This is a genomic window from Ruegeria sp. HKCCD6426, assembly GCF_057221115.1.
In genome coordinates, this window is sequence record NZ_JBWVBF010000005.1 from 272,366 (window position 1) to 297,817 (window position 25,452).

A 25,452-nucleotide genomic window follows, 5' to 3' on the forward strand; every position below is an offset into this window, starting at 1 on the left:
AGAACACAATGCTGGATGCAGGTGGAATCGCCGTCGAGATCATCCCAGGCATGATTGCTGAGGTCGATATCCTGTCGGGGCGTAAAACAGTTCTTGAATACCTGATTCAACCAGTTCTCAAGATAAAGGACCAAGCTTTACGCGAATAAAGTCAGCTGCAAAACAGAACTTGTTCCACATTTTATGGTATCAGGTTCCGGCGGCGCATCCTTTAAAAAACGGCCCGGGCATTAGATCAATGTCGCCACTCCACATCCCCGAGGAAAATATAACCGGCACCGTATATCGTTTTGATCAATCTTGGGTTTTTAGGGTCTTCTCCGAGCTTTGTGCGCAGCCGCGATATGCGAACATCCATCGCGCGGTCGAAACTGTCACCGGCGCCGCCGCCCAGCATCTCCTGCATACGGGCACGGCTTATCAAGCGCTTTGGACTTTCGAGGAACAATCGCAGAACCTCTCCTTCCGCGTGGCTAAACGGGGTTTCTGAACCCTCAGAGTCAATCAATACGTAGCGATCAAACTGCGCGGTCCATCCGTTGAATTTTGCCACATCTGAAGCCTGCACTCCGCTCCGGGGCGCGCGCAGGCGGGCACGGATCCTTGCCACCACCTCAGCCGGATCAAACGGCTTGGTGATGTAATCGTCGGCCCCGAGTTCAAGCCCAGTTACCCGATCCTGCACTTGTGCCCGACCCGAAATGATGATGACTGCGGCCCCCTGCTCCAGTGCCAGACGATGTACTAGCGCCAGCCCATCTGTGTCGGGCAACGACAGGTCAACCAGGCAGACATCCGGTGTGACCCGTTTCAGTGAGGCTTCAAACTCGCGCGCACGGGAAAAGCTCTGAGTGCGAAATCCTGCCTCCTCCAGAGTATCGGTCAGGATTTGTCGGATTTCCGGTTCATCATCAAGGATTGTAACCAACGGTTGGGTCATCAGGAGGCCTCGGTTCTGATCAGCGCGGACAATTGCGCTTTGGTAAACGGCTTGTGCAGCACTGGCGCCACAGCAAGCGCCTGGACGTGCAATGGATCGGAATAGGGCAGCGACGTCATTAAGATGCAAGGCACGGCACCGTTCAGGCGTTCAATCAGGTCGAGTCCGGTATCCTCAGCCTGAAGGCGAATATCCGAAAGTACCATCGCAATGTCCTCGATATCGGCGGTCAGCGCCATCGCTTCATCAACCGAAGCAGCCTCAATGACAGTACACCCCAGATCGACCAGCATATCGCGGAACTGGCTACGCAGATCGTCCTGGTCCTCGACCAACAGAACAAGGCCAGATTGGGCAGGTGGTGCTGGCCGGTAGGGTAAACGCAAAACCACAGACGCGCCCGACGGCGTGTTGCGCAACTGCAGGTCCCCACCCGCCAGTTTGACCGTGTCATAAACCATTGGAAGGCCCAGCCCGGATCCGTCGCTGCCCTTGGTTGTGAAGAACGGGTTAAGTGCTTTTTCCTGCGCTTCAGCAGAGAAACCCGGACCGGTGTCCGAGACGGTAATTTCCGCCCAAATCTGGCCTATGGCGTGGGCGCTGATGGTTATCTGGCCGGAGGCTCCACATGCGTCGCGCGCGTTCAATACAAGGTTCAACAGTGCATCTTGCACCATGCCGGGATCCAGCATTAATGCCTTTTCGGGCAAAGTATTGACCACCGAAAGCCCCATCCCACGTGGTAATGAAGGAGAGGCAAGCGTCCGCAGATCCTCAAGCAAGGCCCGCATATCGGTGGCCTGCGGCTGCGGTGTTCGGTGTCCGGTCATGTCCGCAATTCGGTTCAGCAGCTGTCCGCCACGGCGCGCAGTCTGTTGGGTCGCAGCAACCAACGTGCCGGCCTCATCCGGCAGACCCATCTTGGCCAGTTTGGACTGCATTCCCAGAATGATCGTCAGCAGATTCGAGAAATCATGCGCCAATCCGCTGGTCATTTGAGCCGCCATTTCACGACGGCGGGTTTGCTGCAGGGCAACACGCGTCTGCGTCTCTTCGGTAATATCCACAGACATCACATAGACGCCACCTGACCCATCTGGCGTGAACGAAACCCGAATGCGGCGTTGATCCTGATCCTCGGTAAACTCAAATACCGAAGTTTGGCCGTTATAGGCCTTGTCCAGATGCGGTTTGACTCGCTCAAAAGCCGCCGCACCAAGAGCCTGCGAGATGTGCAATCCCAGAATATCCGATGGGCGGCCGGGCATGACCGCGCTGAGGCGACGATTGGAATAATCATACCGCGCATCCGCATCGAGATGGGCGATATGCGCCGGCATCATCTCGGTTGTCATGCGCGTTCGGGCTTCGATTTCAGTGAGCTGCCGCTTGGCCTCTTCCAATGCAGTAATGGTTGCGGCCAGTTTCCGGTTGGAGGCCGAAAGTTCTTCCGCCCTGTCCAACAGTTGGCCGGACAGCTCCTCGGATCGGGCACGCAACAAGTCCTCGGCCTGTTTCGTTCGGGTAATGTCCGTGTAAACAGCCACCCAGCCGCCCGTAGGCAAAGGCGCGCCTTCAACGGAAATTACCTGACCATTGGGGCGAGTGCGCTCCATGTAGTGTGGTTCGAACGCCAGTGCTTGATCAACGCGCTGCGATACCATCTCGTCGACGTCAGCCAATTCACCATACTCACCACGACTGGCCAGAAAATGAATTGTGTCGTGGAACCGAGCGCCTGGCTGTGCCAGATCGTCGGGCAGGTCAAACATTTCCTGAAACCGCAAGTTGCAAAGAACCAGCCGCAACTGGCTGTCGTAAATCGACAAGGCCTGACCGATCAAGTTCAGGCCGGCCGTGGTCATTGCCTTGATGCGCTGTTCGCTAACGTTCAAATCATTCTCTCCTGCGCCCATGGGTAGCACCAGTTCAGGCGCAGGTGTAGGGGTCTGGTTCAGCCGTGAAGTGGTTGATTGTTCGCCGCGCGATAGGCCTGAACATAACCCCTTGCAACCGAACGTACCGCAGTGCCGATCTGGGTGTACGCTTCGTCAGGAAGGTTGGCAAACGACACCCGGGCCGACCAGTCAGGCGCATCAAAGCCGCTGCCGTTGAGCAGCACAATTCCGTAGTCCTCGGCCAGTTTGAAGGCGATATCCAGCGGGTGCACGTTCTTCTTGATCCACTCCACCACCTCTTCGCCCACATATTTGCGCAACCAGTACTCAAAATCGATGATACCGTAATAGGCATCATAGTGCTCACCCGATTTGACCTCGATGCCCATAGCGTCGGTTAGCAATTGGAAACGGCGATGGACCAACTCCATACAAGCGGTTTGATACGCCTTTTTCGTGTCCACCAGTTCGCACAGAGAAAACAGTGTCATCATCACCTGCTGAGGCAGCGACAGTCCCGCAGTGTGATTCAGTGCCACGTCGCGGCTGTCGGCCACCAGTCTGTCTATGAAGCGGATGTCTCGTGGCGTCAGGCTGAGTGTGCCATAGCGTTTGTCGAGCGTCTGTTTGATCTCCTCCGGGTGGTCGGCAAGTTTGAGGTCAAAGATATTGTCCTGCGCCACTGCGATCACGCCAAGTCGCCAGCCTGTGCAGCCGAAGTATTTGGAATAGGAATACACCCCGATCGTGTTGCGCGGCAGATGCCCCATGACCGAAGTAAAGTCATGAACGAAAGTGCCATAAACATCATCGGTCAGAACGATTAGATCGGGGCGATGATTTTCCACCAGATCGGCCAGTTTCCGCAATGACGCCGTGCTCAGCGCGACCGAAGAGGGGTTACCTGGATTGACCAGAAAGAACGCCTTGACCTTTGGGTCCTTCAGTTTCTCCACCGCCGCATCCGTCAGTTGGAATCCGTCCTCTTCGTCGGTCTCCACGTGGACAGACTCCAAGCTGTAATCCTCGAGCTCGGGCATTTCCAGATACGGGGTGAAGATAGGGGTACACAGGGCTATTGTGTCGCCCGGGTTCAGCAGTCGGTTGGCTTTAAGTGTCTTGAAAATATAGCACATCGCGGCGGTACCGCCTTCGACGGCGAACAGATCAAATACCGTATCCGGGCGGTGACCCCGGCACATAGCCCACATCAGGTATTCATGCGCAATGACGGCGTTGTGTTTCAGGATCCGATCAGGAACCGGGTAATTGTCGCCAATGACGGAATCTGTCAGCTCGTGTACGAACTCATCTGCATCAAACTCGAAGGCCGCGATGGCATGTCCAATGACATCGACCAAGGTGTCGACGCCGGGCATTTTGGCATTCTCTGCCGCCCAATCCTGTAAGCGGGCATGGCATCCTTTCATTGCAGGCATCCCGCCCAGCCCGGCAGGATGGCTCATCACCCGTTTGGATTCCGTGATCGCAAACTGACCCAGAGCAAAAAAAGCCTCGCGTGGGCGCGTGGCTATCCAATTGGGATTGCCTCGCCCGGCGTTCAGAAAAGCACTGTTGGCCTTTCGTGATTCAGCCGAGGCTAGCTGGATCAGCTCATCCTTGATTTGAAATGGGCTGAGCGCTTCGTAGTCGTGTAACTTCACTCTATCCATTGATAAAACCTTTCCAAATCAACTGAGGATCAGAACAACGACCATGCCAAAGATGGTCAACAGCGTGTTGCCGATGGCATAGGGCATGCCATAGCCAAGGGCGGGAATGCGACTTTGTGCGGCTTCCTGGATCATTCCAAGAGCAGCCGTGGTCGTGCGCGCCCCGGCGCAGGCGCCGAAAAGGATGGCAGGGTGGAATTTAAACACGTAATGACCGACATAGACCGAAAAGATCATCGGCAGCGTTGTCGCGACGATACCCCACAGCAAAAGCGCCACACCCGCCTGTTGTAACCCGGCGACAAAACTCGGCCCTGCGGTGATTCCAATCACCGCAATAAAAACGTTCAGACCCAGCGTGTTCATCAACCAGAGCGACGGCCCGGGAATGCGCCCAAAGGTCGGATGCACGGTCCGCAACCAACCCAAGACCAGCCCTGACAACAGGGCGCCCCCGGTCGTCGACAGGCTTATGGGAAAGCCGCCCATCATGATGGCCAGCGTTCCAACAATGCCGCCAATAAAAATACCCCAGCCGACAAAGGCCAGATCGGTCGTGTCCACGGGCCGATCCGCATAACCGATTTCGGCGATTGCGGCCTCGACGTGGCGCTTACTGCCTTGCAATGTCAGAATATCCCCGCGATGGACAACCGTACCGGGCAACAATGGCAACTCGACCATGTTCCGCATCAATTTCGACAGGTATACCCCCCGAGCAATCGACATCTTGCTGAGGTCTTTCAGAGTCTTGCCATGCACTTGCTTGCTGGTGACAAGAACATCCAATTTTTCCGACGGGATACTGAGCAGATCCGGTGCATCGGCCTCTTTTAGATTGGTCTCAAGTAGCCCAACCAAATCGGCGCGGCGGCCCGAGAACATCACGACATCGCCGGCCTCAAGCAAAGTATCGCCGTCCACTTCGATGATCTGGTCGCCACGACGGAGCCGTTCCGCATAGATGCGAACACCCGGCAACAAATCCTTGACCGGCTGCCCCAACAGATCGCTGCCTTCCGGAATTTCAAAGGCCCGGGCTTCAATCGCGCGATAGGCCGAAACGATACCTTCCCCGGTATCGACAGCAGTTCCGCCACCCAGCTTGGCTTCGTATTCCTTGCAGGCTGCAACTAGATCAACACCGATCAGACGAGGGCCGATCTTGGCCAGAATGATCGCGGAACCGATAGTGCCATAGATATAAGTAACCGCGTAAGCGACAGGAATCTGGTTGGCGTAGGTCTTGGTCTGCTCGGCCGACAAGCCCAGCTGGTCTATCTGGTCAGTGGCCACGCCTATCGCGGCCGATATCGTCTGTGAACCAGCATAAAGGCCTGCGGCATAACCCAGCTCGAGCCCGGCCACCTTGGCTGCCACCAATGGAATGATCAGGCAAAGAGCCAGAACGCTGAGCGCGAAAAAAACTTCCCGTGCCCCATCGACCTTGAGGCCGCGTATGAATTGCGGGCCGACACCATAACCAACGGCGAAAATGAACATTATGAAAAAGGTAGATTTGACCGCGGAATCGATGTCGATATGCGCTTGTCCGATTACAACGGCCGCCAGCAGGGTTGCAGTGACGGTTCCGAGACTGAAGCCCATCAACCTCCAGGGGCCAACCAGAAACCCGATGCCGATGGAAAGAAAAACCGCAAGTTCCGGGTAAGTTTGCAGAATATTCACAAACCAATTGATCATGAAATTCCTCCTAAGCGCAGACGTGCAACAGGTCGGATGAAACGTCGACGGGAGGGTCCCTTGATGGCCCCGTCATTTGCCTGACACCACTCAATCAAAACTAGAAATCTTCGTGGCAACGATACCTTTAGTATCTCGTTTGTCTACATTTTTTGGAATATGTCCCGGCTCGACTCGCTCGCCCCACTGTAACCGCAGCGCACCCTGAACCTAAAAATTCCAACAGGTTGGCACAAACACGTTGCAGCAATCTGGTGTTTCACTTCACATATGCTCATGACGCGACCCACAATAACCTCGGACAGCGATGCAACTGGTGTTTGCATACGGATTACCGGCGACTTGCTGACCCAATCGCTCGAGTTTGTCGAGGACGGGTTCAAGGCGGTCAAACCCGCTGGCGGAGCGGTTGTTCTGGACATGTCAGAGGTTCAGGCTCTGGACACAGGCGGCGCCTGGCTGATCGCCAAACTAGAGCAACGTCTAACCTCAGGTGGCGCCGACGTACAAATCAAGGGGGTCCAGCCTGCGCACTCCACATTAATCGACACGGTTGCACGCAATATCCCCAAAGCAGTCGGTGAACAGGCTCCTCCGGGCGGGATCGTCAACTGGATCGCGCGTCTGGGCGAGCGAACAGCAAGCGGGTGGCAGGACACGCTATCCATACTCGAGTTTCTGGGTCTGACGCTCCACCGACTGGCGCGAACGATGATCATGCCTTGGCGCTTGCGCCGTGCAGCGCTGGTGTCGCAGATGGAGCAAGCCGGGTTCAAAGCGCTGCCCATCGTCTCGTTGATGGGGTTTCTGATCGGCGTTGTTTTGGCCTTTCAGGGAGCGACACAGCTAAAGCAGTTCGGAGCCGAAATATTTGTGGTCGAGCTGATCTCGATATCGATCCTGCGTGAACTGGGCGTCTTGCTAACTGCAATCATCGTTGCGGGTCGGTCGGGATCGGCCTTTACCGCCTCGATCGGGTCGATGAAGGTGCAGGAAGAAATCGACGCTATGCGCACATTGGGCCTGGACCCGATCGAGGTGTTAGTCATCCCACGTGTTCTGGCCCTGCTGATCATGCTGCCTATTCTGGGTTTTGTGGCCGATATGGCAGGTCTGATCGGTGGCGCGTTGATGAGCTGGATCGATCTGGGTGTCAGCCCCGGCATGTTCGTCACCCGCCTGAAAGAAAACACCGATGTCTGGCAATTGGCGATTGGTTTGATCAAGGCACCGTTTTTTGCGCTGGTAATCGGTGTGATTGCCTGCTGGCAGGCAATGCAGGTCAAGGGCTCGTCCGAAAGCGTGGGGCAAAGAACCACCGCGTCGGTTGTGCAATCCATCTTTATGGTCATCGCCATAGACGCGCTGTTCTCGATCTTCTTCTCCGAGCTTGGGGTCTGACATGGACGGAACCGCCTTGCAGGACACCGTCAAATCCGATGCACAGCGCGAAGCCGTGATCCGTGTGCGCAATCTGACCAACCGGTTTGGCGAACAGGTGGTTCATGAGGACCTGAACCTGGATGTCTGGCGAGGCGAAGTGCTGGGCGTCGTAGGTGGTTCTGGCACCGGCAAGTCGGTGTTGTTGCGTACAATTGTCGGCCTGAACAGACCTGCAGCAGGCAGTATCGAAGTACTTGGTGTCGACGTGCTGAACGGGCCCGAAGAAGACCGCCAGCGCATCGAAAAAAGCTGGGGTGTTGCGTTTCAGGACGGCGCGCTGTTTTCCTCGCTGACAGTGCTACAGAATGTGATGGCGCCCTTGCGCGAACATACAAGCATAAGTGAAAGCCTGATGGAAGCGCTTGGCGGGCTCAAGATCAGCCTCGTTGGGTTGCCGCAACTTAGTTGCAGCAAGTTCCCTTCTGAACTGTCAGGCGGTATGCGCAAACGGGCTGCTTTGGCGCGTGCCCTGTCGCTGGACCCCGAGATCGTGTTTCTGGACGAACCCACTGCCGGATTGGACCCGATCGGGGCCGCCGCCTATGATGATCTGATCGGAGAGTTGCAACAGGCGCTGGGATTGACTGTTTTCATGGTAACCCATGATCTGGACAGCCTTTATGCCATATGCGACCGCGTCGCAGTGCTTGCAGAAAAACGCGTGCTGGTTGAAGGTCCGATAGAAGAAATGACCAAGGTCGATCATCCTTGGGTGCAGGAATATTTCACAGGCCCCCGCGCCCGCGCGGCACAACAGAAGGGGCAAAGCAGGTAGAGGCGATGGAAACCCGAGCGAATTATATCTTGATCGGCGCGTTCACCCTTGCAGGTATTCTTGGGGTTTTCGGCTTTTTCCTATGGCTCGCCAAGTTCGAGGTGACCCGGCAATATGCCTATTACGAGGTTCTGTTCGACAATGTTTCAGGCCTGTCAGCCGCGGGTGGCGTGAATTACAACGGATTGCCAGTTGGACAGGTCATATCATTGAATTTGGATGACGACGATCCTTCCAAAGTCCGTGTTCGCATCGAAGTGGACGCCAACATCCCGATCACCAAGGACACCATTGCCCAATTGCAGTCATTGGGCGTGACCGGAGTTGCCTATATCGAATTGTCCGGCGGCTCACCCAAGGCTGAGCGCTTGTCGCAGAACAGCGTCATTCAAAGCAAGCGCAGCACGATCCAGTCATTGCTGGAGGGCGCCCCGCAAGTGCTTGATAAGGCCCTGACCCTGTTGGAAGATTTGAATAAGGTCGTCGATGAAGAGAACCGCAAATCCGTAACCGACATTCTCGACAATCTGGCATCTGCTTCGGGACGGCTGGACAAAACCCTGTCCGACTTTGAAACACTCTCCGGCGATCTGGGCGGTGCTGCGAAGGACATCGGAGCCTTTACCAAACGTCTGGATACGCTGGCCGACACCGCCGAGACGACACTGACCACCGGTACCGACACACTGAAAAGCCTAAAGGACGCCTCGGAATCCGCCAAAACCACGCTGGATACGGCAAACGAGACCCTGCAAACCGCCGAACAGGTTATTGCGCAGGAAATTCGCCCCTTCATCGAACGTGGCACTAGGCTGGCGGATCACCTGATCGTCCTGTCCGAAGAAGGCAGTCTCACGCTTGGCACTGTCACCGAGACCTTTGCCAACGCGAACACGACTCTCGGGTCAATCAATTCGGCGATAGACACCGCCAAAGCCGCACTGACGTCAGCGGAACGCGCCTTTGACTCGGCCAACCGGGTGATGGACGAGGACATTGCACCGGTTGCCGAAGATGTGCGCAAGGCAGCAAACCAAGTGACCGAAACCGTATCAAATATCACCGCCAAGATCGACCAGGTTTCGGATGATATCCTGAGCGCATCTCAATCAGCATCAGACCTGCTTGGAACCATCGACGGTATTGTTCAGGACAACCGCAGGCAGGTTTCGGACTTCCTTCGCGTGGGCCTGCCGCAATTCGTCCGGTTCATCGAGGAATCGCAGCGTCTGGTCATCAGTCTGGACCGGCTGGTCGACAAGGTCGAACGCGATCCGGCCCGCTTCCTACTCGGCACTCAAGCATCGGAGTTTCGCCAATGATCCGGCCTCTAATTATGACTCTGGTTCTGGCTTTTTTGGCTGGATGCACTGGGCTTGACACCTTGCGACAGGCGTCCAAACCGAACGACCTGTACCTTCTGACGCCGAAAAGCACGTTTTCACCGTCGCTGCCGCGCATAGGAAAGCAGATCGTCGTTGAAGAACCCACTGCTACGGCAGCAGTCAATACGGATCAAATCGCGGTTCAGCCCACGGCACTGCAAGTGCAATACCTGCCCCGAGCCCGTTGGGTGGACCGCGCACCCCTAATCGTGCAGGCCCTGATGGTCGAAAGCTACGAGAACTCCGGCAAGGTGGCCGCGGTGGGCCGTTCGACTGTCGGGCTGCGGGCCGACTACGTCATCGCGCCCGATTTGCGTGAGTTTCAGGGTATTGTGGTCAGTGAAACCGAAGACGCAAAGACCGTGCGTGTGGAAGTTCGAATCAACATCAAGATCATTGACGAGTACGAAGACAAGATTATCGCCTCCAGCTCGTTTCGGGAAAACGTGTTAGCTGTCAGCGATCAGACCCCCGATCTGGTCGAAGCCTTCGATGTAGCCCTTGGGAAAACCATGCGGGATGCTGTCGAGTGGAGCGTTCGAAGGATCCATACGCATTCGGCTAATAATCCTCGGGATTCGCGCTCTTAGTCGAGCCCCGAGAGCGATTTTGGCGCCCACTGTGACTTGGTTCTGCTAAAGATCAGAAATGAGCTGACGAAGCCCGGTTCCAATCCTCGGCATAGGGCGGCAGAACCTTATCCGCCAACAATGCGCCTTCATCGATAGACTCGTAGAGTTCGGCATAAGATCGTTCACGCTCGTCCGCTGTGCGGCGGCGAATATCCGAGGGGCGCAGTTCCGAGACTTTCTCTTTGCCCATTGCCCCCAGTAATTCGCGAAAGCTTTCCAGCGTGCTGTCATGGAAACGATGCACCCGCTGCCGTTTTTGCGGCACTTTTATCGCGTTTCCCCTGATCGGGTCTTGTGTGGCAACCCCTGAAGGACATCGGTTGGTGTTGCAGTGCAACGCCTGAATACATCCGACCGCAAACATCATCGCCCGTGCGGCGTTGCACATATCCGCGCCCAAAGCGAATTTCTCGACCATATCAAACCCGGTTGCAACTTTCCCCGAGCAGATAATGCGGATCTTGTCCCGAACTCCTATACCGCGCAGGCAATTGTTCACGAAGATCAATGCCTCATTCACTGGCATACCGAGACGGTTGGTGAACTCGACCGGGGCTGCGCCGGTTCCGCCTTCCGCGCCATCCACAGTGATGAAATCGGGCAGGATACCCGTCTCAAGCATCGCCTTGCAAATTGCCATGAACTCGGATGGGTTACCAATGCACAGTTTGAATCCAACGGGTTTTCCGCCCGACATTTCGCGCAGGTGCTGCACAAATTCCATCAACCCAGTCGGGCCCTCAAACGCCGAGTGGATCGGTGGCGAGATCACGTCCTGATGCTCCGGTACACCTCGGATCTCGGCAATCTCTTTGTCGACCTTTGCCGCTGGCAGCACGCCACCATGGGAAGGCTTTGCGCCCTGCGACAGCTTGATTTCGACGGCTTTGACGACATCCTTTTGCGCCTTTTCGGCAAACTTGTCCTTGTCGAACCCACCCTCGGGTGTTCGGCAGCCAAAATAGCCGGTGCCGATTTGCCAGATGATGTCTCCACCCTCGGCCAAATGGTGCGGCGACAGACCGCCCTCCCCAGTGTTGTGGGCGAAACCGCCGTCTTTGGCCCCGCCGTTCAATGCACGGATGGCATTGGCGCTGAGGGCGCCGAAACTCATGGCAGACACGTTTAACCGCGACGCGCTATAGGGTTTCGTACATTGTGGGCCGCCCAGCACCACGCGTTCTTCGCTAGCGTCCACGTCTTTTGGTGCCAGCGAGTGATTGGCGCGATGGTAGCCAACGGTCATGATATCGTATTGGGTGCCGAAAGCCTGAGTATCAACTTGCCCTTTCGCGCGCGAATAGACCAACCCGCGGATGATCCTGTTGAAAGGGCGCCCGCTTTCATTCGTTTCCACAAAATACTGGCGGATTTCGGGACTGACGAACTCCAGCATGTACCGGAAATGGCCTAGTACCGGGTAATTGTTCAGAACATTGTGCTTGTTTGTTTTCAGGTCGTAGTAACCGATCAGAACATAAGGAACGACCAGCACTAGCAGCCACAAGGCGTGCCCCCAGAACAACCCTAGCAAAACTGTCAGGGGCAGAATGAAAAAGGTGACAGCAAAATAGATCCTGCGAACAATCATAAATGATCTCCTTTTGGACGCGCCGAGCGCAGTTGCAGGCCCAGCCGGCCCGACCCTGGTTCAATCGTGAAACAGATAGGCCTTAGATTGCAAGTATTTGAAGCCCCTTTCGCGGAATCCTCCGGTTTGGCGACCGGTGGTTGATGACCCCATCCAGACCGTTGATCCGCGCATGTGCAAACTGTATGGCAATAAGAACGCAGGCCAGAGCAGGATCAATCGCAATGGCAAATTCAGCACGCAACGTCAGTGATCGCGCCCTGATGTACTGCGCCGTCTTTGTTGGCGGGGCAGCGGGATCGCTGCTGCGCGAGGCGTTTGCGCTGGAAGTCCCCGGCGCGCCTATGCTGACGGCCACTTTTGGCATTAACGTGGCAGCCTGTTTCATTCTGGGCTGGCTCTACGCAGTGCGTCACCGGATCCATGCCCATTTTCTGCATCTGGGCGCGGTTGGGTTCTGTGGCGGCTTATCGACGTTTTCATCTTTCGTAGCCGAGTTGGAGCGGATTGCGGAAACCGACGGCTGGTCCGTCATTGCTGCAATCACTGCCGAGATCATCTTTGGTCTTGGCGCTGCCATTCTTGGCGAGGCGCTGGGTCGCCGATCCCGGATCGGGAGGGCCCGGGAATGACCGATCTCTATCTACACGCCATGTTCGGGCTGGGCGGAGGCCTGGGGGCTGTAATGCGTCACTGGCTTACGCGGCGGGTAACCCACGATCTGCCCTATTCAACATTGATCGTGAATGTCGCGGGCAGCCTGTTGCTGGGCCTCTGGATTGGCTACCTTGGTGGCCCTGTCGAGATGGCAGAGGAAGAAAAACGGTTGGTCTTTGGTTTCTGCGGAGGCTTCACAACCTTTTCCAGTTTTGCCTATCAATCGTTGGAACTGCACCGCAATCGCACAATTGTATTCGCAGCCGGAAACATCCTGCTCAGTCTGATGCTGTGCTGGCTGGCCTTGTGGGTCGGATTGGTGCTGACGGGCGGTTTTACATAACGTGCATATGCATGCGGATTGCCAGATTCCCCAGGATCCAAACTGTTCCACCAATGATGATCAACAATACAAGCGTTGAAAAAAGGATCAGATCCAGATCTTCGCGGCTGCTTCGGCGTCGATCAATGTGCAGGAAATACACCAGCTGTACGACCAACTGCGCCAGGCCCAGCAAGCCGATGGACAGGTAGACACCTTTTGTTTCTATCCCGATCCAGTACGCGATCAGAAAAACTGCCAATGTCAGCAACAGCGACCCGCCATAGCCGATCACGTAACGCCGACGCTCGCGATGGTGCATCTCGGTTCGTCTATCCATAGGCCAAGCCTCCGAAATACACGATGGTGATGATGCCAATCCAGATCAGGTCGAGGAAATGCCAGAACAGAGCCAATCGCACGACGCGCGACATCAGCAGATCAGTCAGGCCCATCACCCGCAACTGGATACCCAGCACGATCAGCCAGAGGCATCCTGCCGCCACGTGCAGCCCGTGCAATGGCACCAACCCATAGAATGCCGACAAGAACCCGCTACGCTGAGGGATACCTCCCTTTTCGGCCATGGCCATGAAGTCGCGGATTTCAAGAACCAGAAAGCTGAGGCCTAACAAAAGCGTCACTGCGAACCACAGAACAATGCGCGCCCGCGGCAAGTTGTATTTCAGTGCCAACATGGCCAGACCGACCGTCAAGCTGCTGGTCAGCAGGATCATGGTTTGGGCAAAGATGCTTTTGAGGTCAAACAGCTCGTGCGGTCCGGGCCCGCCAGCTTGCGCATCAATCATCGTGATGTAGATGGCGAACATCAGACCGAAATAGACCAGGTCGCTCATCAGAAAGACCCAGAACCCAAATGTGACAACCTCAGAGAACTTGTCGGCACTGGCGTGGTCTTCACCAAGGTTCAGGCCCGGATAACTTTGCGATGGTGCGCGTCTCATGTCGCGGCCTCCATGTCAGGACGAGCAAGGCCGCAGTTTTCCGTTGCTGTTTCATGATCGCGGTCAACTGCGCTTGAACTGTGAACCAGTGCCAGCCAGGCCTCGTGTTCCTTTCGGACTTCTTCCGCCGGGATGACCAGTTCAGTACTGGTATCAAAGGTCCAGACAATGATGGACAGGATGATTAGAACGGTGATCAACGCCGCCAGCCACCAGATCCACCAGACCAGTGCAAACATCCAGATGCCGCTGAGAACACAAAGGACAAAGCCAATACCGGTGTTGCGCGGCATTTCAATATCTTCATACGCGTCGGGCGTCGGATAGGCCTCGCCCCGTTCTTTGGTAGCTGCAAAGTCATCCCTACCAGTGACTTCAGGGATAATAGCAAAGTTGTAGGGCGGTGGCGGCGATGGGATTGACCACTCTAACGTGCGCCCGTCCCAAGGGTCGCCCACAGGCACGCGTGTCTTATCCCGGTCTCGGATGCTGACCCACAGCTGGATCAGGATCGAGAACAGCCCGCAGGTGATAACCAATGCGCCGATGATGGCGACGATCATATAAGGTTGAAATGATGGGTCAGCGTAACTGAAAGACCGCCGGGGCATCCCCATAAGCCCGACAAAGTATAGCGGCATAAATGTCAGCAGGAACCCAACGGTCCAGCAGAAAACTGAGACGCGGCCCCAGAATTCGTTCAGACGGAACCCGAAAGCCTTGGGGAACCAGTAGTTGTAGGCCGCCAACAGGCCGAACAGCACACCCGGCAGCAGCGCGTTGTGAAAATGCGCCACCAGAAACAGGGTGTTGTGAACCTGATAGTCCACAGTCGGGTTGGCCAGTACAACACCACTGAGCCCGCCGATCACAAACAACATCAGAAACGCCAGGCTATAGAGCATCGGCACCGAAAACCGAATGCGCCCACGCCACAGCGTCGCCATCCAGTCATAGACTTTTACGCCGGTCGGGATGGCAATCAGCATGGTCGCGATGCCAAATACCGCATTGATCAAGGCGCTTTGCCCCATCGTGAAGAAATGGTGCAGCCAGACCGTGAAGGACAACACCGCAATCGACATGGTAGCGATGACCAGTGAGTTGTAGCCGTACAGCCGTTTAGCTGAGAATGTGGCGAAAACCTCGGAATAGATTCCATAGGCAGGCAGGACGAGCAGGTAGACCTCTGGGTGGCCGAACAGCCAGAACAAATTGGCATAGTTCATCATGTTGCCGCCGAGGTCGTTCGTGAAGAAATGGAAGTCCAGATATCGGTCGGCAGCTAGCAGTAGCGCGGCAACCCCTAAAGGCGGCATTGCAAAGATGATCAGGATCGAGCTGCATATGATCGTCCAACAATACATCGGCAACCGCATGAACTTCATCCCAGGCGCACGAAGCTTATAGATCGTCACGGCAAAGTTTATGCCTGTCAGGGTGGTACCGACACCTGAAACCACGATGGCCCAGATCCAGTAATCCGGCCCAACGCCAGGATTGAACGCGGCCCCGGTATATGGCGGATAGGCAGTCCAGCCGCCAGTCGAAAACTCTCCGACCACCAGCGAGACCATCAGCATCATCCCGGCCGAGACGGTAATCCCAAGCCCGATCTGGTTTAGTCTGGGAAACGCCACGTCCCGCGCGCCGATCATCAGCGGGATCACATAGTTCGCGACGCCAAAGACAAAAGGTACAGCCACAAAGAAGACCATGATCGTGCCATGGGTGCTGAACAACTCCGCGAAATGCTCGGCCTCAAGAAATCCATCGCCTGGCCCCACCGCCTGTTGCGCGCGCATGACCACGCCTTCCAACACCCCCCGCGCCAGCATCACGATGGCAAAGACGATATACATGATGCCGATTTTCTTGTGATCCGCGCTGGTCAGCCAGTCTCGCCACAGCGGCCCCCAAAGTCTAAACCATGTCAGCAAGCCGACCACCGCCAGAACACCAATAATGACAATTGCCGCCGCAGCATTGGCGATAATCTCGTTTGTGCTTGGGTTCTGGATTAGCCCAGCGACAGGAAACGCATCCCAAGTGAGGCGACCAAAGAACCCAGTATCTGTGGTTGTCATTGACTAGCCTCCTGCCCGAAGGTTGACGTTCCGGGTTGTTGGTCCTGTGGCAGCGGCTTGCCATTGTGGTAACGTTGCAGAATGCTGTGGAAAAGATCGCCGTCATCCAACGTAAAATACAACGCGGTTTCAGGCATCTTATCTGTCCCGAGTGCGGCCTGAACCTCGTCCCGGTCCGTGCGCATGGCAAGCGTCTCATACGTTGGCGGATCCAACGTAATGCCGTTCTGACGCACGCCCTCGACCCATGCGTTGAATTCATCCGCTTGCATGGCGACCGTACTGAATTTCTGCTTGGTAAAGCCGCGTCCGTTATACTGCGTGTTTTCGCCTTGCATCGTCTCGGGCGTATCGGCCACTACATGCAGCTGCGTTGTCATCCCCGGCATGGCGTAGATCTGGCCCGCCAGCGCCGGGATCATGAAGGATTGCATGACAGTGTCCGTCGTCAACGTCATCGCGACCTGCTGTTTCACTGGGATGCCCAGCTCTCCGACACTGGCAATGCCGAGATCGGGATAGATGAACAGCCACTTCCAATCCAATCCGACAACCTGCACCCGCAGCGCTGGTTCTTCGCCAAAAGGGGCGGAATAAGGATCCAGTCGGTGTGTAGCTTTCCAAAGATAAAACGACAGGATGGCCACGATGACTACAGGCACACCCCACATAAGAAACTCCAGCCCGGGTGAGAAATCCCAATTGGGCCTGTAGGCGGCGGCACTGTTCTTACGCCGGCGATAGCGCAGAGCAATCAACGGAACCAGAACCAGTACCGGAATCACTGCGATCAGGATCAGCCCCGTCGCACGCAGCAGATGCGTTTTTTGCACCGCTGCAATCGGTCCTTGAGGATCCATGAAACTGTCACTGGCCAATGCGCCCTGGGAGGATGCAAGAACCGCAGCAACACCCAAAAGTGCTGGCACGGTTGCACAGAACATCCTGAAAATGGTCACGCCTGCTCGCCCTCAAATTATAAGTCCAATACGGTCAACTATCGGCAGAGTCTGACAATTTCTCAAGGAATATTCCGAACGACACCGTACAGGGACAGATAATGGTGGCCCGTACTAGTACATTATTGACATGCAATAGCCGTCGGGCGAGACCTGAGGGTGATGTTTCGGTTTGCTATCACCTTTCTGTTCTGCCTGCATGCAACAGCAGCACTGGCGCAGGATCGAGCGGCAATCGAGCGGCAGTTTCAGGACTGGATCTGGCAAAATGTATGGCCACAGGCATCGGCCAAAGGCGTGTCCCGCAGCACTGTTGAGCAGGCCTTTTCCGGAGTGACATTGAACTGGGATCTGCCGGATCTAGTGCCCCCCGGTCACAAACCCATTGGTCGCAAAAAGCAGCAACAGGCCGAATTTGGCTCTCCTGGCCGGTATTTCAATGCAAACGCGGTGCAGGGCGCCACGTCCGTTGGCCGGAAGATGGCCAAGCGACACGCACAAATTCTTGCACTGGTCGAGACGGAAACGGGTGTTCCGTCAAGCATCCTGTTGGCGATCTGGGGCCGCGAAAGCGGGTATGGCCAGGTGCCGATCCGCCACGATGCGTTTCAGGTTCTTGGCACCAAGGGGTTTATGAGCACCCGAGCGGATTTTTTCACGAGCGAGCTCATCGCCGCTTTGCAGATCGCCGAAGCGGGCCATGTCTCGGGGCGGGGGATGAAAAGCAGCTGGGCCGGGGCATTGGGGCAACCGCAGTTCATGCCTTCCAGCTTTCTGACCTACGCCGCCGATGGCGATGGCGACGGTCGCGCCGATATCTGGGCATCGCCTGCAGATACACTCGCCTCGATCGGTAATTACCTTGACAGGCACGGCTGGGTCGAAGGGCGGGACTGGGGGTTCGAGGTGGTCGTGCCAGGCGATATGTCCTGCACATTGGAAGGCCCAGATCAGGGGCGGCTGATTAAAGATTGGGCTGCTATGGGAATCACAAGAGTATCGGGGCGACCGTTTCCGGCACATGAACTGTCGGCAGAGGGCTATCTAATGATGCCTGCGGGGCGCAATGGTCCCGCCTTCATCGTTACTCCGAATTTCTATGTCCTCAAGGATTACAACACCAGTGACCTCTACGCACTGTTTGTCGGCCACGTGGGGGACCGTATCAACTATGGTGTCGGGGATTTCAGCAGTCGGTGGGGCAATGTTGGTGGCCTCTACCGTTCGGACATCACCAGAATGCAGCAGGCGCTGGAACAACACGGGCATGATGTCGGAGGAGCAGACGGGCTGCCGGGTTACAAAACCCGCAGATCCATCGGGCGCTGGCAAGAGGCAACCGGTCGCGCGCCAACCTGCTTTCCCGAGGCCCGCATGAAAGCCCAACTGGCCCCCTGAAAGCCCAAGCGATTCGCGGCGGACAACGGCTGCGCGGGACTCATATAAACAGCTGAATATTTGCGCTTCACGAAAATGTCATAGCTGCCGGGAGTTTCAAAATATTATTTCAGCGGCCGACCCTGTTACGGTTCCATTCGGCCTTCCCCCGCTCATTTCACCACAAAACCTTTTACCTTTGTTAAAAAGGTGCCACCTTCCGCCGCAGTGAAAGAAGGCTTTCGCAATTGGATTTCCGACATATCACTGGAGTCAGTACGACACGAGTTTCGCGTTCCCGCACGATCTGGATCAAAGCGAATCCCAATTGATTACCGGAAATACAACGGATCAGGGTCGCCACGCACCTGAAGTTGCGAGCACCCGACACCAAAAAATGGGAGTAAGACATATGAAGAAAATCATCCGAACCTCACTGGCAGGACTATTGTCCTCAACCATGATCACCGGCGCTGTTATGGCGGCTGGAACTCATCCTGTTACCGGCGAAGCGCTGGCAGATGATCAAACCTTTACCTATCGCATTCTGGACGAACACAGCTCGGTTGACCCGCAGGTCGTCGAAGACGTTTCTGGCGCGGAAATCGTACGTGACCTGTTCGAAGGTCTGATGAACCAGGACGAGGACGGGAATCTGGTTCCGGGTGTTGCCACAGGCTATACCACCAACGACACCAAAGACGTCTATACCTTTACTCTGCGCGACAATGCGAAGTGGTCGAATGGTGATCCGGTGACCGCAGGCGACTTTGTGTTTGCCTGGAAACGCGCCGTCGATCCCGCCCTGTCGTCGCCCTACGCGTGGTTCATGGAACTGATGTCGATCGAGAACGCCGCCGAGATCATCGCAGGCAACGCATCGATTGACGATCTGGGCGTCAAAGCCATCGACGACAAAACGCTGGAAGTCCGTCTGAGCGCACCTCTGCCCTACTTCCCGCAGATGACAACGCATTCGACCACCTTCCCTGCGCCGCAAAAAGTGATTGAGGAATTTGGTGACGCCTGGACGAAGCCGGAAAACATCGTTTCGAACGGTGCCTATGTTCTGACCGAGCACCTTCCGCAGGAACGTTCCGTGCGCGAGCGTAACGAAATGTACTGGGACAACGACAACACTATCGTTGAAAAAGTTGTGGCGCTGGTCATCAACGACGAAAACGTCGCGCTGACCCGCTATCTGGCCGGTGAGCTGGATCGCACTGAAATCCCAGCCGGTCAGTACCCGCGGCTGAAGCAGGAGCATCCGGACGAGGCCATCAGCTTCCCGCGCCTGTGTAACTACTATTACACCTTCAATGTGTCCGACAGCGGCCCCGAAGCCTTCAAGGATCCGAACGTCCGTCAGGCCCTTTCGCTGGCTGTAGACCGTGCGATCATCACCGAAAAAGTATTGGCTGGTGGTCAGCCCGAGGCCTACACTTTCGCGCCCGAAGCAACTGCGGGTTTCACCGTACCGGCAGTCGAAATGGCGTCGATGTCTCAAGCCGAGCGTGACGAACTGGCGAAGGAACTACTGGCAGAAGCCGGTTATGGCCCGGATAATCCGCTGAGCTTTGAAATGGTTTATAATACCGCAGAGAACCACAAGAAGGTCGCCGTTGCGTTGAGCCAGATGTGGAAACAAAAGCTGGGCGTAAACGCCGAACTGGCCAACATGGAATGGAAGGTCTTCCTGGAAGAACGCGGTAACCAGAACTTTGAACTGGCCCGTGGCGCATGGTGTGGCGACTATAACGAAGCGTCCACCTTCCTGGATCTGCTGCAGTCGGACTCAGGCTACAACGACGGCAAGTACAACAACGCCCGCGTTGACGAATTGCTGACCGAGGCGAAAACCTCGGATGATCCAGCCCCGCTGTACACCGAGGTCGAGCGCATCATCGCCCAGGAAACTCCGGTTATCCCGATCTACCACTATGCCGGTGTCTACATGATGGATAGCGACGTCGGGAACTGGCCGGTGAACAATGTCGAGCAGAACTGGTACTCGAAGAACCTGTACAAGCTCGCAGATTAATCATCCTTTGATCACGCACTGCCCCGGGACACTTTCCGGGGCAGCGCCAATAATGGGGGCATGGAATGCTTGCCTATAGTTTGCGGCGACTGCTGGTTGCCATTCCGACGATCCTATTGCTGATCGTCGCCTGTTTCTTTCTGATGCACTTCGCGCCCGGAGGGCCCTTTACCTCAGAGCGGCCCTTGCCGCCGCAGGTTCTGGCCAACATTGAGGCGCGGTACGGGCTGGACCAACCGCTGTGGAAACAGCTGTGGGATTACCTGTACAACATCGTCGTGCATTTCGATTTCGGCCCGTCCTTCAAGTTCAAGGACCGGGACGTCAATGACATCATCGCGCAAGGTTTCCCGATTTCGCTGACTTATGGCTCGCTGTCGTTTCTTCTTGCGACCGCAGTGGGCGTCAGCCTCGGCATCGCGGCGGCGATCAAGCATAATAGCTGGATCGATTACTTCGCCGTGGGTCTGGGGATTGCGGCGCAAGCGCTACCGAACTTCATCATGGGACCGATCCTGATCCTGACCTTCACCCTGTGGCTGGGATGGCTGCCGGGCGGTGGCTGGAACGGTGGTCAGTGGCAATACCTGATCATGCCCGTTATCGCACTGGCGACGTCCTATATGGGATCTATCGCGCGGATTACGCGATCATCGATGCTTGAGGTTCTGAACTCGAACTTCATTCGCACCGCGCGGGCGAAAGGCCTGCCCACCAGAACCGTGATCTGGCGCCATGCGCTGAAACCCACGCTGCTTCCGGTCGTGTCCTATCTAGGGCCAGTCTTTGTCTACGTGCTGACAGGTTCTGTCTTTGTCGACATCTACTTTTCGACCGGCGGCCTGGGCCAGGCCTACGTGGGCTCTGCTCTGTCCCGCGACTACGCGGTGCTACTGGGGGTAACGATCCTCTATGGCGCGCTGACTGTAATCGTCAACCTGCTGACCGATCTGGCTTATGCCTGGTTCGATCCGAAAATCCGGTACTGAGGGACTGGCAATGCTTGGAAAATCACAAAAAGCCGCCCATCTGGCCGAAGAGATCACCGATTACACGGTCGTTCAGGGGCGTTCACTCTGGCAGGACGCGCGCATGCGTTTTGTCCGAAACAAAGCTGCAATGGCAAGCGTTTTCATTTTGGGTCTGATCGTGCTTTTCACGATCATCGGTCCCTATTTCGCGGTGTGGAGCAACGAGGAAATCGACTGGAACGTCATGGGTGACGTGCGCGGGATGGGTATGCCATCCGTCGAATCCGGACACTATTTCGGTGTCGATGATCTGGGGCGTGATCTATACAGCCGGGTCATTCAGGCGACGACCACGTCGCTGCTGGTTGGCCTGATCGGGGCAGCGACAGCTCTGATCGTCGGAACCTGTTACGGCATTGCTGCCGGGTATATCGGCGGCCGGACGGACAGCGTCATGATGCGGTTCGTGGATATCTTGCTGGCGATCCCTGCAACACTTGTCATCATCCTTCTACTGGTTGTGGCCGGGCGATCATTCTTCATGCTGTTCATCGCGCTTGGTGCGGTCGGTTGGCTGACCATGGCCCGGATTGTCCGAGGCCAAACACTGACCTTGAAGAACCGCGAATTTATCGAGGCCGCGCGTGCCGCCGGTGTCAGTGAATTTACGATCATGTACCGCCACATCCTGCCCAACTTGCTGGGTGTGGTGATCGTGTATGCCTCGCTGCTGGTGCCCGAGATGATCCTGACAGAAAGCTTCATCTCATTCTTGGGACTTGGGATTTCAGAACCCTACACCTCGCTGGGCCGTCTGATCGCCGAAGGGGCTGGAACCATGGGCTATGGCACCCTGTGGCAGCTGATATACCCCCTGACATTCTATGTCGCCATCATCATCACCATGTTCTTCATCGGTGATGGTTTGCGTGACGCTTTAGACCCGAAGGATCGTTGATATGAGCCTGTTCTCTGTTAAGGACCTGAGCGTCCGCTTTGATACACCTGATGGTGTGGTCGAGGCCGTCAAAGGCATCAGCTTTGACATCAATCCCGGTGAATGCCTCGGCATTGTCGGCGAAAGCGGGTCGGGCAAAAGCCAGACTTTCATGGCGGCGATGGGGTTGTTACCGACGGCCGGGCGTGCATCCGGATCGGCCCTGCTGAACGGCAAGGAAATCCTGAACCTACCCGTGAACAAGCTGAACAAAATCCGCGGTGACGATGTCGGCATGATTTTTCAGGATCCGCTGACCGCCCTGACCCCGCACCTGCGGATTGGCCAGCAAATGCGCGAAGTGTTGCAGGTGCATGAAGGCCTGCAAGGTTCAGCTGCGCGGGCGCGCTGCCTGGATTGGCTGGATCGTGTCCGCATTCCAGAGGCAAAGCGCCGCCTGGATCAGTATCCGCACGAATTGTCGGGCGGTATGCGCCAACGGGTCATGATTGCCATGTCGATGCTGTGCAACCCAAAGCTGCTGATTGCGGACGAACCGACAACTGCGCTGGACGTCACCGTACAGGCCGACATTCTTGATCTGATGGTACGCCTGCAAAAGGACGAAGGCACCGCGATCGCCCTGATCACTCACGACATGGGCGTCGTCGCGCGGATGTGCGATCGCATTCAGGTCATGCGGATGGGTGCATTCGTCGAAGCCGGAGACACGCGTGAAATCTTCCGCGCACCGCAGCACGAGTACACCCGCACGTTGCTCGAGGCGATGCCGCGGATCGATGCCGGTGACGCACCCAAAGCATTGGGCAAGACGGATGAACCGCTGCTTAAGGTCGACGACGTCAAAGTTCACTTCCCGATCCACGTTCCGGGCGGCCTGTTTGGGCACAAGGTACCGCTAAAGGCCGTTGACGGAGTCAGCTTTGATATCCGCAAGGGCGAAACGTTGGGAGTTGTGGGTGAATCCGGCTGTGGCAAGTCCACGCTTGCGCGTGCGGTACTCCAGCTGATCGAACCCAGCGGCGGCAATGTCAGCTGGCTGGGCCATCCAATCGTCGGGCTGAAACGGGCCGAACTGAACAAGTACCGTAAGGATCTGCAAATTGTATTTCAGGATCCGCTGGCCAGTCTTGATCCACGCATGACGATTTCAGCTTCGATTGCCGAGCCACTGAAGACCTATCGCCCCGACCTGACCGAGCGTGAACGTAAGGAATTGGTCGCCGAAATGATGGAGAGGGTGGGGCTGAAGGCCAATATGATCAACCGCTACCCTCACGAGCTATCTGGAGGGCAGAACCAGCGTGTGGGAATCGCGCGGGCAATGATCAACAAGCCCAAGCTGATTATCTGCGACGAGGCCGTTTCAGCTCTGGATGTGTCCATTCAAGCTCAAATCGTGGAATTGTTGCGCGAATTGCAACAAGAGTTCGGCCTGTCGATGATCTTCATCAGCCACGACCTATCGGTGGTTCGGGCTGTGTCGAACCGGATCATGGTTCTGTATCTGGGACGCATTGTCGAGCTGGGCGATGGTGAAGTGATCTGCTCTGAGCCGATCCATCCCTACACGAAGTCGCTGATCTCGGCCGTGCCGATTCCCGATCCGGACGTGGAGCGCAGCCGCACACGCCTGAAACTGCCCGGTGAGTTACCCTCGCCCATGGACCCCAAGGCGGCACTTCGGTTTTTGCCCAGTCGCTTAGCGGCTGGTGAGGCAAACTACGTTCCGAAGTTGAGCGAAATCGCTCCGGACCATTTCGTAGCCGAACATGACCCGCTCGAAACCATCATGGGCAACGCGTAGACTGTTCCCCAAAGCCGTCAAACCGGCTTTGGGGATGCTTTGTGTGACGTGTCGCAAATGTTTTTCCACTTGCAGGCCAGAGCAATGCAAACTTCGCGACAACCTGCCGCAATTCAACAGTGTTTGGCACGATACCGGCAATTTCCCGCGCTCAAGCTTTTGACTCTGCCTCCTGGAAAATGGCAGGTTTTAACTAATACGAGTCAGCTACGTTGCACGACATTGATTAACCTGGCTTCGCAGAATATGAGCTATTCTCAAAATGCTGCGGATTGTCCAAAGTAAATTGAATTTGAGAGGTCACATGACACGTAAGGTCACTAAGGCGATTTTTCCCGTAGCAGGGCTGGGCACCCGGTTCTTGCCAGCGACAAAATCTGTCCCCAAAGAGATCATGACACTTGTTGACCGACCCTTGGTTCAATATGCGATCGACGAGGCCCGGGCAGCCGGTATCAAGGAATTCATCTTTGTGACTTCGCGCGGGAAGTCCGCGCTCGAGGACTATTTCGACCATAATCTGGTGCTCGAACAGGAACTGAAGGCCAAAGGCAAAGACGAATTGCTTGAGACCTTGAATGCAACAAATATGGAAAGCGGTGCTATCGCTTATATCCGACAGCACAAAGCGCTGGGTTTGGGCCACGCTGTCTGGTGCGCACGGCGACTGATCGGGGACGAGCCCTTTGCTGTCATGCTGCCTGATGACGTCATCGCTGGCGACAAGCCTTGCCTTCAGCAGATGATCGAGGCGTATGAGGAAACCGGAGGCAACATGGTTGCCGCGATGGAGGTACCGGCGGAAATGACAAGTTCTTACGGCATCTTGGATGTCAGTGAGAACGTTGGCGCCGTGACCCGTGCGAAAGGGATGATCGAAAAGCCAAAGCCAGAAGAGGCCCCGTCAAACCTTGCGGTAATCGGGCGATATATCCTCGGGCCTTCGGTTCTGTACAATCTGAACCAAATGAAAAAAGGCAGCGGGGGTGAAATCCAGCTGACCGATGCTATCGCAGAGGACATCGGGAACGGTGTGCCAGTCTTTGGCTACAAGTTTGACGGGCAACGGTTTGATTGCGGGTCCAAGTCGGGTTTTCTGCAGGCAACGGTGGCATTTGCTCTGGCCCGAGATGACCTGCGCGATGATTTGAACCGGTACCTGCATGACCTCATTGTTGCGAACAGGGCTGCTCAGTAACTGAATGCCTTGCGCTAATCCGGCAACTCTCAAGAACCTCGGGTTTCAATGCGGTCACACGGCGGGTGC

The 25,452-nt window shown here is 56.1% G+C and carries 22 protein-coding genes; 13 read left to right on the forward strand and 9 right to left on the reverse strand.

Annotation, left to right across the window (positions count from 1 at the left end; translation table 11 throughout):
* Positions 1-8: 8 nt before the first annotated feature.
* Positions 9-149 carry a hypothetical protein gene (locus AC2TDA_RS16200; RefSeq protein WP_480879736.1) on the forward strand — a complete coding sequence of 47 codons (141 nt, stop codon included), beginning with the start codon at positions 9-11 and terminating at the stop codon, positions 147-149.
* An 86-nt stretch (positions 150-235) separates the two neighbouring features.
* Here AC2TDA_RS16200 and AC2TDA_RS16205 read toward each other — a convergent pair whose 3' ends face one another.
* Genes AC2TDA_RS16205 through aspT form a run of 4 tightly spaced genes read right to left on the reverse strand, consistent with a single transcriptional unit; the run spans position 236 to position 6,215 of the window.
* A complete protein-coding gene (locus AC2TDA_RS16205; RefSeq protein WP_480847135.1) occupies positions 236-940 on the reverse strand; it encodes a response regulator transcription factor in 705 nt (234 codons plus the stop codon).
* Complete coding sequence (locus AC2TDA_RS16210) at positions 940-2,856, reverse strand: PAS-domain containing protein (protein ID WP_480879738.1); 1,917 nt, start codon at positions 2,854-2,856, stop codon at positions 940-942. Before AC2TDA_RS16210 ends, AC2TDA_RS16205 begins: the two co-directional genes overlap by 1 nt.
* Before the next feature lie 38 nt (positions 2,857-2,894).
* Complete coding sequence (locus AC2TDA_RS16215) at positions 2,895-4,511, reverse strand: bifunctional aspartate transaminase/aspartate 4-decarboxylase (protein ID WP_480847132.1); 1,617 nt, start codon at positions 4,509-4,511, stop codon at positions 2,895-2,897.
* Positions 4,512-4,529: 18 nt separating this feature from the next.
* Positions 4,530-6,215 carry an aspartate-alanine antiporter gene (aspT, locus tag AC2TDA_RS16220; RefSeq protein WP_480879740.1) on the reverse strand — a complete coding sequence of 562 codons (1,686 nt, stop codon included), beginning with the start codon at positions 6,213-6,215 and terminating at the stop codon, positions 4,530-4,532.
* A 276-nt stretch (positions 6,216-6,491) separates the two neighbouring features.
* Here aspT and AC2TDA_RS16225 point away from each other — a divergent pair, with 276 nt between their 5' ends.
* From AC2TDA_RS16225 to AC2TDA_RS16240, 4 genes are read left to right on the forward strand one after another with little or no spacing between them, the layout of a single operon-like run.
* Complete coding sequence (locus tag AC2TDA_RS16225) at positions 6,492-7,616, forward strand: MlaE family lipid ABC transporter permease subunit (RefSeq protein ID WP_480847129.1); 1,125 nt, start codon at positions 6,492-6,494, stop codon at positions 7,614-7,616.
* A 1-nt stretch (position 7,617) separates the two neighbouring features.
* Positions 7,618-8,433 carry an ABC transporter ATP-binding protein gene (locus AC2TDA_RS16230; RefSeq protein WP_480879742.1) on the forward strand — a complete coding sequence of 272 codons (816 nt, stop codon included), beginning with the start codon at positions 7,618-7,620 and terminating at the stop codon, positions 8,431-8,433.
* Between the two features lie 5 nt (positions 8,434-8,438).
* Positions 8,439-9,755, forward strand: coding sequence for an MlaD family protein (locus AC2TDA_RS16235; RefSeq protein WP_480879743.1), 1,317 nt, complete (start codon positions 8,439-8,441; stop codon positions 9,753-9,755).
* Positions 9,752-10,408, forward strand: a complete 657-nt coding sequence (locus tag AC2TDA_RS16240) for an ABC-type transport auxiliary lipoprotein family protein (RefSeq protein WP_480847124.1) — start codon at positions 9,752-9,754, stop codon at positions 10,406-10,408. Before AC2TDA_RS16235 ends, AC2TDA_RS16240 begins: the two co-directional genes overlap by 4 nt.
* 52 nt (positions 10,409-10,460) lie before the next feature.
* On the opposite strand, the gene AC2TDA_RS16245 is transcribed toward AC2TDA_RS16240, so the two are convergent.
* Positions 10,461-12,041 carry an FMN-binding glutamate synthase family protein gene (locus tag AC2TDA_RS16245; protein ID WP_480879745.1) on the reverse strand — a complete coding sequence of 527 codons (1,581 nt, stop codon included), beginning with the start codon at positions 12,039-12,041 and terminating at the stop codon, positions 10,461-10,463.
* Between the two features lie 224 nt (positions 12,042-12,265).
* Here AC2TDA_RS16245 and AC2TDA_RS16250 point away from each other — a divergent pair, with 224 nt between their 5' ends.
* Together AC2TDA_RS16250 and AC2TDA_RS16255 are read left to right on the forward strand one after the other, a co-directional pair.
* Positions 12,266-12,673 (forward strand): fluoride efflux transporter FluC, encoded by a 408-nt coding sequence (locus AC2TDA_RS16250; RefSeq protein WP_480879746.1) that lies wholly within the window; start codon positions 12,266-12,268, stop codon positions 12,671-12,673.
* Complete coding sequence (locus AC2TDA_RS16255) at positions 12,670-13,041, forward strand: fluoride efflux transporter FluC (RefSeq protein ID WP_480879747.1); 372 nt, start codon at positions 12,670-12,672, stop codon at positions 13,039-13,041. Before AC2TDA_RS16250 ends, AC2TDA_RS16255 begins: the two co-directional genes overlap by 4 nt.
* On the opposite strand, the gene AC2TDA_RS16260 is transcribed toward AC2TDA_RS16255, so the two are convergent.
* Genes AC2TDA_RS16260 through AC2TDA_RS16275 form a run of 4 tightly spaced genes read right to left on the reverse strand, consistent with a single transcriptional unit; the run spans position 13,034 to position 17,031 of the window.
* Positions 13,034-13,360: a cytochrome o ubiquinol oxidase subunit IV gene (locus AC2TDA_RS16260; protein WP_480879748.1), complete on the reverse strand. Its 327-nt coding sequence runs from the start codon at positions 13,358-13,360 to the stop codon at positions 13,034-13,036. The two genes, AC2TDA_RS16255 and AC2TDA_RS16260, sit on opposite strands and share 8 nt — an antisense overlap.
* On the reverse strand, positions 13,353-13,985 hold the full coding sequence (locus tag AC2TDA_RS16265) for a cytochrome c oxidase subunit 3 (RefSeq protein ID WP_480847118.1): 633 nt from the start codon (positions 13,983-13,985) through the stop codon (positions 13,353-13,355). Before AC2TDA_RS16265 ends, AC2TDA_RS16260 begins: the two co-directional genes overlap by 8 nt.
* Positions 13,982-16,072: a cbb3-type cytochrome c oxidase subunit I gene (locus tag AC2TDA_RS16270; RefSeq protein ID WP_480879749.1), complete on the reverse strand. Its 2,091-nt coding sequence runs from the start codon at positions 16,070-16,072 to the stop codon at positions 13,982-13,984. The genes AC2TDA_RS16265 and AC2TDA_RS16270 overlap by 4 nt, the downstream gene beginning before the upstream one ends.
* On the reverse strand, positions 16,069-17,031 hold the full coding sequence (locus AC2TDA_RS16275; RefSeq protein WP_480847116.1) for a cytochrome ubiquinol oxidase subunit II: 963 nt from the start codon (positions 17,029-17,031) through the stop codon (positions 16,069-16,071). The genes AC2TDA_RS16270 and AC2TDA_RS16275 overlap by 4 nt, the downstream gene beginning before the upstream one ends.
* Before the next feature lie 162 nt (positions 17,032-17,193).
* On the opposite strand from AC2TDA_RS16275, the gene AC2TDA_RS16280 reads away from it, so the two are divergent.
* The 6 genes from AC2TDA_RS16280 to galU all read left to right on the forward strand — a co-directional run bounded on the left by AC2TDA_RS16280 (position 17,194) and on the right by galU (position 25,383).
* Positions 17,194-18,429, forward strand: a complete 1,236-nt coding sequence (locus AC2TDA_RS16280; RefSeq protein WP_480879751.1) for a lytic murein transglycosylase — start codon at positions 17,194-17,196, stop codon at positions 18,427-18,429.
* A 391-nt stretch (positions 18,430-18,820) separates the two neighbouring features.
* Complete coding sequence (locus AC2TDA_RS16285; RefSeq protein ID WP_480847113.1) at positions 18,821-20,449, forward strand: peptide ABC transporter substrate-binding protein; 1,629 nt, start codon at positions 18,821-18,823, stop codon at positions 20,447-20,449.
* Between the two features lie 65 nt (positions 20,450-20,514).
* Complete coding sequence (oppB, locus tag AC2TDA_RS16290) at positions 20,515-21,438, forward strand: oligopeptide ABC transporter permease OppB (RefSeq protein WP_480847112.1); 924 nt, start codon at positions 20,515-20,517, stop codon at positions 21,436-21,438.
* A gap of 10 nt (positions 21,439-21,448) precedes the next feature.
* A complete protein-coding gene (locus AC2TDA_RS16295) occupies positions 21,449-22,378 on the forward strand; it encodes an ABC transporter permease subunit (protein WP_480847111.1) in 930 nt (309 codons plus the stop codon).
* A gap of 1 nt (position 22,379) precedes the next feature.
* Positions 22,380-24,185, forward strand: a complete 1,806-nt coding sequence (locus AC2TDA_RS16300) for an ABC transporter ATP-binding protein (protein WP_480847110.1) — start codon at positions 22,380-22,382, stop codon at positions 24,183-24,185.
* Between the two features lie 304 nt (positions 24,186-24,489).
* Complete coding sequence (galU, locus tag AC2TDA_RS16305) at positions 24,490-25,383, forward strand: UTP--glucose-1-phosphate uridylyltransferase GalU (RefSeq protein WP_480847109.1); 894 nt, start codon at positions 24,490-24,492, stop codon at positions 25,381-25,383.
* Positions 25,384-25,452 lie beyond the last annotated feature (69 nt).

Excerpts from the sequence above, each read along its gene's own strand:
- AC2TDA_RS16205 (WP_480847135.1), bottom strand. The coding sequence starts at position 940 with ATGACCCAACCGTTGGTTACAATCCTTGATGATGAACCGGAAATCCGA.
- AC2TDA_RS16300 (WP_480847110.1), top strand. The coding sequence starts at position 22,380 with ATGAGCCTGTTCTCTGTTAAGGACCTGAGCGTCCGCTTTGATACACCT.
- AC2TDA_RS16255 (WP_480879747.1), top strand. The coding sequence starts at position 12,670 with ATGACCGATCTCTATCTACACGCCATGTTCGGGCTGGGCGGAGGCCTG.
- AC2TDA_RS16235 (WP_480879743.1), top strand. The coding sequence starts at position 8,439 with ATGGAAACCCGAGCGAATTATATCTTGATCGGCGCGTTCACCCTTGCA.
- AC2TDA_RS16240 (WP_480847124.1), top strand. The coding sequence starts at position 9,752 with ATGATCCGGCCTCTAATTATGACTCTGGTTCTGGCTTTTTTGGCTGGA.
- AC2TDA_RS16230 (WP_480879742.1), top strand. The coding sequence starts at position 7,618 with ATGGACGGAACCGCCTTGCAGGACACCGTCAAATCCGATGCACAGCGC.
- AC2TDA_RS16225 (WP_480847129.1), top strand. The coding sequence starts at position 6,492 with ATGACGCGACCCACAATAACCTCGGACAGCGATGCAACTGGTGTTTGC.
- AC2TDA_RS16215 (WP_480847132.1), bottom strand. The coding sequence starts at position 4,511 with ATGGATAGAGTGAAGTTACACGACTACGAAGCGCTCAGCCCATTTCAA.
- AC2TDA_RS16295 (WP_480847111.1), top strand. The coding sequence starts at position 21,449 with ATGCTTGGAAAATCACAAAAAGCCGCCCATCTGGCCGAAGAGATCACC.
- AC2TDA_RS16285 (WP_480847113.1), top strand. The coding sequence starts at position 18,821 with ATGAAGAAAATCATCCGAACCTCACTGGCAGGACTATTGTCCTCAACC.
- AC2TDA_RS16210 (WP_480879738.1), bottom strand. The coding sequence starts at position 2,856 with ATGGGCGCAGGAGAGAATGATTTGAACGTTAGCGAACAGCGCATCAAG.
- aspT (WP_480879740.1), bottom strand. The coding sequence starts at position 6,215 with ATGATCAATTGGTTTGTGAATATTCTGCAAACTTACCCGGAACTTGCG.
- AC2TDA_RS16260 (WP_480879748.1), bottom strand. The coding sequence starts at position 13,360 with ATGGATAGACGAACCGAGATGCACCATCGCGAGCGTCGGCGTTACGTG.
- AC2TDA_RS16250 (WP_480879746.1), top strand. The coding sequence starts at position 12,266 with ATGGCAAATTCAGCACGCAACGTCAGTGATCGCGCCCTGATGTACTGC.
- AC2TDA_RS16265 (WP_480847118.1), bottom strand. The coding sequence starts at position 13,985 with ATGAGACGCGCACCATCGCAAAGTTATCCGGGCCTGAACCTTGGTGAA.
- AC2TDA_RS16270 (WP_480879749.1), bottom strand. The coding sequence starts at position 16,072 with ATGACAACCACAGATACTGGGTTCTTTGGTCGCCTCACTTGGGATGCG.
- AC2TDA_RS16280 (WP_480879751.1), top strand. The coding sequence starts at position 17,194 with ATGTTTCGGTTTGCTATCACCTTTCTGTTCTGCCTGCATGCAACAGCA.
- galU (WP_480847109.1), top strand. The coding sequence starts at position 24,490 with ATGACACGTAAGGTCACTAAGGCGATTTTTCCCGTAGCAGGGCTGGGC.
- oppB (WP_480847112.1), top strand. The coding sequence starts at position 20,515 with ATGCTTGCCTATAGTTTGCGGCGACTGCTGGTTGCCATTCCGACGATC.
- AC2TDA_RS16245 (WP_480879745.1), bottom strand. The coding sequence starts at position 12,041 with ATGATTGTTCGCAGGATCTATTTTGCTGTCACCTTTTTCATTCTGCCC.
- AC2TDA_RS16200 (WP_480879736.1), top strand. The coding sequence starts at position 9 with ATGCTGGATGCAGGTGGAATCGCCGTCGAGATCATCCCAGGCATGATT.